Raw genomic sequence first — 6,866 nt, 5'->3', positions numbered from 1 at the left:
CGCTGGACAGCTGTGCTCATCAGACCGGCGGATTGGCGCAGCTGGGGTTCAACAGCTTCTGGATTTCCGGACTGTCCAGGTTCTCCTTCGTGATCAGTGCTGCACCGGTGTCGGTGTTGGCATCCGGACCGTTGGCGGACCCGCGGATCTTGCCGACCGCCGCGTTGACCGCTTCGTACCCCATTTTGAAGGGGTTCTGCGCGATGAGTCCGGTGATCACACCTTCGCGCAACGCTTGGACCTCGCCCTCCGAGGTGTCCCAACCGATGATCTTGATCTGTCCTGCTTTGCCGGCCTGGCGCACCGCCTCGGCGGCACCGAGCACGCTCGGCTCGTTGCCCGCGTATATGCCGTTGAGATCCGGATTGGCGGTCAGGATGTCCTGGGTGACCTGCAGCGCTTTGTTGAAGTCGCTGTCACTGGACTGCTGCGCCACCAGCTGCAGCCCGGGGTGCTTCGCCATTCCCTTCCGGAACCCCTCGGCACGGGTCTCGTTCGTGCTGGTGCCCGGCTGGAATTCGATGAGCGCCACCTTCCCCTGTCCGCCGAGCTGTTCGGCGAGCAAATCGGTGGCCTGTTCAGCAGCAGAGACGTTGTCGGTGGCGAAGACCGGGACGTCCTCCGGTTGCGGATCCGTCCCGGAGTCCATGTTCACCACGACTTTCCCTTGCTGTTGAGCGGTTTTGGTCAACTCAGCCAGCGCCTTGGCGTCAGTGGCGGCGTACACCAAACCACTGATGTTGGACTGCGACATCAAGTCCTGAAGAAGGCTCTGCTGACCACTGACATCGCTCTCAGAACTGACGCCGTCCCAGTGGACTTCCACGTCGGGGTGCTTGGAGGCGGCGCACTCGGCGCCCAGCCTGACCTTCTCCCAGAAGTCGAATCCGATGGCCTTCGGCACCACAGCGATTTTGACCGGTCCGCCGCCCTGCCCCGCCGCACCCGACGGCTCACGAACGTGGACGCTGCACCCAGCAGCAAGCACTGAAAGCGCCATCAGCGCAGCAGTCAAGACCTTCCGCATGACCGAGCTCCCTTGCTCGTCGAGGACACTTGACCGGCCGGACCACGAACCCTTCGAAAAGCACTCTCGCTCGTCCGAACACGCATCTCAATACGCCTCACGCGCTATCTCCGCTGATCTTCCGGCGCTGGTAGCGGTCCCACCAGACGGCCAGCCAGATGATCACGCCGATCAGCACGTTCTGGTAGAAGGTGCCGATGTTGAGCTGGACGGCGCCGTTGCGGATGACCGCGACCAGGAAAGCACCGATCAGCGATCCCCAGACGGTTCCGCGTCCGCCGAACAAGCTCGCGCCGCCGATGACCACGGCCGCGATCACGTCCAGCTCGAGCCCCTCGCCGAAGTTCGGCTGTCCCGAGTTGATCCGAGAGGCCGCGATCATGCCGCCCAAACCGGCCAGCGCCCCGGAGAGCACGTACACCGCCGTGGTGTAGCGGCGAACCGGCACACCGGACAGCCGGGCCGCTTCCATGTTCGACCCCATCACGTACGCGTACCTGCCGAGCCTGGTCCGGGTCAGCACGATGTGCCCCGCGACCGCCACCACCGCGATGATCAGCACCGGTATCGGCAGCGCGCCGATGACCCCTTGGCCCAGCAACCGGAACGAGTCCGGGGCGCCGAACACGGCCACCGCTCCGGTGACGATCAGCACCAGTCCGCGGCCCACGCTGAGCATGCCCAGCGTGGCGATGAACGGCGGCAGCCCGACGACCGACACCAGCAACCCGTTGACCAACCCCGCGATCGCACCGACCGCGATCCCGCCGAGGATGCCGACCAGCGGATTGAACCCGAAGTCCGCCATCAGGATCACGCCCAGCACACCTGCCAGGGCAGCGACCGAACCGACGGACAGATCGATGCCACCGGTGATGATCACTATGGTCACGCCGACCGCCATGACCGCGTTCACCGACGTCTGCGAACCCAGGTTGAACAAGTTGTCCGCGGTCAGGAACGACGGGGCGACCAACGACAGCGCGACGAAGATGACGATCAGCGCACCTGCCGCCGCCACCTGGGAGACCGCGCCGGAAAGCCGGTCTCGCAAATTCGCCAGAACTCCTGGGGCCTGCGCGGCCTGCTCCTGCGCAGATGCTTGTTCGGCCTGCTTGCTCATCAGCTTCTCCCCGCTCCGGTCGCAAGCGCCACTACTCTCTCTTCGGAGAACTCGCTGCGCGAGACTTCACCAGCAATCCGGCCTTCTCGCATGACGACGATCCGATCGCACATGTTCAACAGCTCGGGCAGATAGCTGGAGATGAAGACGATCGCTTTTCCTTGCTGCGCAAGCTGATCCATGTGCTGGAACATCTCCGACTTCGCGCCGACGTCCATTCCCCGACCCGGCTCGTCGAAGAAGAGCACCTCCGCTCCGGTCTCCAACCAGCGCGCGAGGATCACCTTCTGCTGGTTGCCGCCGGAGAGCATCCGCGCCGGACGCCCCACCCAGGGAACCCGGATGCGAAGCGCGTCGCGGTGCGCTTCGGCAGTGCGGCGTTCCGCGGTGAGGTCGATCAGCCCGGCGCGCATCGGCAGCTTGGCCAGGGTGATGTTCTTGTCCACGCCCAATTGCATGGCCAGGCCGTCCACCTTGCGGCTTTCGGTGAGATAGCCGATCCCGGCGGCGATGGCGTCCGCCGGTCCGCGGATCCGCAGCGGAACACCGTCCAAAGTGATGGTTCCCGAGTCCGGGAGCTCAGCGCCGAACACGGCTCGAGCCAGTTCGGTGCGCCCGGCCCCCACCAAGCCGGCCAGGCCGAGGATCTCCCCCGCCCGCACGTCGAGGGAGACATCGCGAACCGCGGTTCCGCGGGTCAGTCCGCGCACTTGCAGGCGCACTTCCCCCGGCGACCTCTCGCTGCGCGGGTAGAGGTTCTCCACGTTGCGCCCGACCATCAGCCGGACCAGTTTCGCCTCGTCCAGTTCCGAGACCGGTTTGGTCGCCACGACCGCCCCGTCCCGCATGACCGTCACCCGGTCGCCGATCTCGAATATCTCGTCCAACCGGTGCGAGATGTAGAGCACCGCGATCCCCTGGGCGGTCAGTTCGCGGATGATCCCGAACAGCTCCTGGGTCTCCTGCTCGGTGAGACTGGCCGTCGGCTCGTCCAGGATGAGCACCTTCGCGTCCACGGCCAGCGCCTTGGCGATCTCCACCCGCTGCTGCTCCGCAGTGGACAAGGTGCCCACTCGACGGTCCGGATCCACCTGCAGACCCGCCCGGGCCAGCAGCTCGCGTGCTCGACGGCGCTCGCTCGAGCGGGAAATCCACCCTCCCCGCCCAGGTTCGTGGCCGATGAACAGGTTCTCAGCCACCGACAAGTCCGGGGCCAACGCGAATTCCTGGTGCACCATCGCCACCCCGAGGCGACGCGCGGCCCCGGGCCCCTGGAAGGAAACCGGCTTGCCGGCGAACTCGATGCGACCGGAACTCGGCGCCTCGGCCTGGGAGATCATCTTCATCAACGTCGACTTGCCAGCACCGTTCTCCCCGGCGAACACGTGCACCTCACCGGGGAAGATCTGCAGCGTCACCTCGGAGACCGCCAGCACTCCGGGGAAACGCTTACTCACCTTGTTCAACGCCACAGCAGGCTGACCTGGTGAGGACTGCGCCTTCAGTGCCACGGCGTTCCTCCCCTCGATCCACCCCGATCGGCCCTCTGGCTCGCAGTGCGCCGGATCATACCCACAACGGGTCGCCGAAGAAAAGGTTGGAATGAAGCCAAGTATTCGATTACTCCACTGCTCCGGGAAGCGCCTCCGGAGAAGCGATCTCCACGGACTTGCGAAGCCCCGAACCCGGACTCCGTAAGCTCGGGTGGGGAACCGGAGAAACGGATGCTCGGAGGGGACAGGATCGTGCAGCCGCTGCTGACCAGCGACCCGAACCACGTTGGCGACTACCAAATGCTGGGCCGGCTGGGAAGCGGGGCCATGGGCAGCGTGTTCCTGGGGCGCTCCCGCGGCGGGCGCATCGTAGCGGTCAAAGTGATCCGGGCCGATCTCGCCGAAGACCCCGAGTTCCGGGAACGGTTCCGCCGCGAAGTGGCGATGGCCCGCTCGGTCGGCGGCCTGTGGACCGCGGCCGTCGTGGACGCCGACACCGAAGCCGAGCAGCCCTGGCTGGCCACCGAGTACGTGCCCGGACCAACCCTCCACCAAGCGGTGGCCGAGCACGGCCCGCTTCCGGAACAGGCGGTGCGCACGCTGGGAGCCGGGCTGGCCGAGGCGCTCAGCGCGATCCACCGCGCTGGTCTGGTGCACCGGGACCTGAAACCGGCCAACGTGCTGCTGGGCCCCGACGGCCCGCGGGTGATCGACTTCGGCATCGCCCGCGCGACCACTTCGACCTCGCTCACCGCCACGGGAATGTTCTTGGGCACGCCCGGCTACTTCTCCCCGGAGCAAACGCTCGGGGACGAGGTCGGACCGCCCAGCGACGTCTTCTCCCTGGGGGCGGTGCTGGCCTTCGCCGCCACCGGGAGCGGCCCGTTCGGCGAGGAGAGCACCGCCAACCTGCTCTACCGGGTGGCCCACACCGAGCCGGACCTCAGCCAGGTGCCCGCCGGGCTCCAGCCGCTGATCGCGGCCTGCCTGGCCAAGGACCCGAGCGTTCGGCCGACTCCCGAGCAGATCTTGGACCAGCTGGGAGAAGTCGGGCCGCAGAGCGACCAATGGCTTCCCCCGGCCATCACCAAAGCCATCGACGAAGCGGCCACCGAACTGCAGCGCACCGCGGCCATGGCCGAGCCGGTCCCCGCTCCGGAGCCGGTGCCGGCTGCTCCACCTCCTCCGGCCACCCGCTCCTACACCCAGGCGCAGCCGGCCCCCGCAGCGCCCCTGCGGGAGGAGATCGTCCCGGCGCGCCCCAAACCGACCTCCCGGGGAACTGCTTTCAACCCGAACGAGCCGGGGCCGGTCTTCCGCACCGGTGGCCGAGCGGCGGCCCTGTTCTCCGCTATCGTCTGCAGCCTGTTCATCTTCGCCGCCTACGTGGTGAGCGAGCGCTTCGGCCTCTCGTCCCGCCTCGAGGCGATCTACCAGATCGGCGTCCTCCTGCTGACCATCAGCGTCCTGTGGTCGATCGGCAAAGCGCTGCTGCCGCCCCTGCGGTTGAAGGTGAGCAGCTCCGGCCTGCAGATCAGGCGGCTCGGGTTGAACCGGCAAATCCCCTGGAACCAGATCCAGCGGGCGAGCATCGTCGGCCGCGGCAAGAAGCAGCACCTCGCGATCTGGCTCGCCGAGGGCGCGCCGCAGCCGCGCTCCCGCATCTGGCACCGCGTCGGCTCCTACCACGGCGGGTTCAAGATCTACCCCGTCGGCGCCGCCGGCGGTTGGTGGGCTCGCCGGCAGCAGGGCAAACAGGTGCGCGAAGCCTTCGTCCAGTACGCCCCGGGGCGCTACGACGATCGATTGCTGTAGCAGCCTCCCGGCCGAAGTGGCCTGCGTGCGCGATCACGACCGACTGACCACCTCGGGTTGTTGGTTCATTTCGTTCATCCCGGGAACTGCGCAACAAACCATTGCTGCAAGCAACAACTTGCGGATGAAAGTGCGCGTCATGCACCTTAGGCTGAGCCCATGGCAGTAGCTCCGGTCCACTTCGCTGGTTCCCCGAACACCGCGCAGCTGTTGGAACTCGCCGAACAGCGCAGCGCGCACAACTACCACCCGCTGCCAGTGGTGGTGGCCGAAGCCGACGGTGCCTGGGTGACCGATGTGGACGGGCGCCGCTACCTGGACTTCCTCGCCGGCTACTCGGCACTGAACTTCGGGCACCGCCACCCCGCCCTGGTCAACGCCGCCATCGAGCAGCTGAACCGGGTCACTCTGACCAGTCGGGCGTTCCACCACGACCAGTTCGGCCCGTTCTGCCAAGAACTCGCCGAACTCACCGGCACCGACCGGGTGCTCCCGATGAACTCCGGCGCGGAAGCCGTCGAGTCGGCGATCAAGATCGCCCGGAAATGGGCCTACCAGGTGAAGGGCGTTCCCGAGGACCGGGCCGAGATCATCGTGGCCGGCTCGAACTTCCACGGCCGCACCACGACCATCGTGTCGTTCTCCACCGACCCGGTCGCCCGCGCGGAGTTCGGCCCGTTCACCCCGGGTTTCGTCACGACCCCCTACGGGGACGCCTCGGCGGTCGAGGCCGCCATCGGCCCGGACACCGCGGCCGTCCTGGTCGAGCCCATCCAGGGGGAAGCCGGGGTGATCGTCCCGCCAGCCGACTACCTGCCGCGGCTGCGCCAGCTCTGCGACGAGCACGACGTCCTGCTGATCGCCGACGAGATCCAGTCCGGCCTGGCCCGCACCGGAGAACTGCTGGCCTGCCAGCACGCGGACGTCCGAGCCGACCTGTACACCCTCGGCAAGGCCCTCGGCGGGGGCATCCTGCCCGTGTCAGCCGTGGTGGGCCGCGACGACGTCATCGGTGTGCTGCGCCCCGGTGAGCACGGCTCCACGTTCGGCGGCAACCCGCTGGCCTGCGCGGTCGGCCGCGCCGTCATCCGCCTGCTGCGCACCGGCGAGTTCCAGCAGCGCTCCCGGGAACTGGGCGAACACATGCACCGGCGCCTGCGGGAGCTGGTCGGGCGCGGGGTTTCCGAGGTCCGCGGTCGAGGCCTGTGGGCAGGTGTGGAGATCTCCCCGGGCGGGCCGACCGGGCGGGAGGCCTGCGAAGCACTGCTGGCCAAGGGCGTGCTGTGCAAGGAGACGCACGAGTCCACGCTCCGGATCGCCCCGCCTCTGGTGATCAGCGAGCAGGACCTCGACACCGGACTGGACGCGATCACCGAGACCCTGACCGCTTGACCCCGGTCCCGCCGGT

Annotated in this window: 5 protein-coding genes; 2 read left to right on the top strand and 3 right to left on the bottom strand. The window is 67.6% G+C overall.

The features are described 5' to 3' along the window. Positions 1 to 19 precede the first annotated feature (19 nt). From SREC43747_RS0109495 to SREC43747_RS0109485, 3 genes are all read right to left on the bottom strand, one after another. The gene (locus tag SREC43747_RS0109495) at positions 20 to 904 is read right to left on the bottom strand and encodes a substrate-binding domain-containing protein (RefSeq protein ID WP_236623109.1); all 885 of its coding nucleotides are present in this window, start codon (positions 902 to 904) and stop codon (positions 20 to 22) included. 220 nt (positions 905 to 1,124) lie between these two features. Next, positions 1,125 to 2,150, bottom strand: a complete 1,026-nt coding sequence (locus SREC43747_RS0109490; protein WP_051387906.1) for an ABC transporter permease — start codon at positions 2,148 to 2,150, stop codon at positions 1,125 to 1,127. Further along, positions 2,150 to 3,607, bottom strand: coding sequence for a sugar ABC transporter ATP-binding protein (locus SREC43747_RS0109485; RefSeq protein WP_081722507.1), 1,458 nt, complete (start codon positions 3,605 to 3,607; stop codon positions 2,150 to 2,152). The genes SREC43747_RS0109490 and SREC43747_RS0109485 overlap by 1 nt, the downstream gene beginning before the upstream one ends. Before the next feature lie 267 nt (positions 3,608 to 3,874). Here SREC43747_RS0109485 and SREC43747_RS0109480 point away from each other — a divergent pair, with 267 nt between their 5' ends. Together SREC43747_RS0109480 and rocD are read left to right on the top strand one after the other, a co-directional pair. After that, entirely contained in the window at positions 3,875 to 5,458 is a 1,584-nt protein-coding gene (locus SREC43747_RS0109480) for a serine/threonine-protein kinase (protein WP_236623108.1), read from the top strand. Positions 5,459 to 5,617: 159 nt separating this feature from the next. After that, positions 5,618 to 6,850 carry an ornithine--oxo-acid transaminase gene (gene rocD, locus SREC43747_RS0109475; protein WP_029720972.1) on the top strand — a complete coding sequence of 411 codons (1,233 nt, stop codon included), beginning with the start codon at positions 5,618 to 5,620 and terminating at the stop codon, positions 6,848 to 6,850. The last annotated feature ends 16 nt before the right edge of the window (positions 6,851 to 6,866 follow it).

This window comes from Saccharopolyspora rectivirgula DSM 43747 (assembly GCF_000497205.1).
In the GTDB taxonomy this organism is placed as follows: domain Bacteria; phylum Actinomycetota; class Actinomycetes; order Mycobacteriales; family Pseudonocardiaceae; genus Saccharopolyspora; species Saccharopolyspora rectivirgula.
This window is presented reverse-complemented; position numbering and strand designations above follow the sequence as displayed.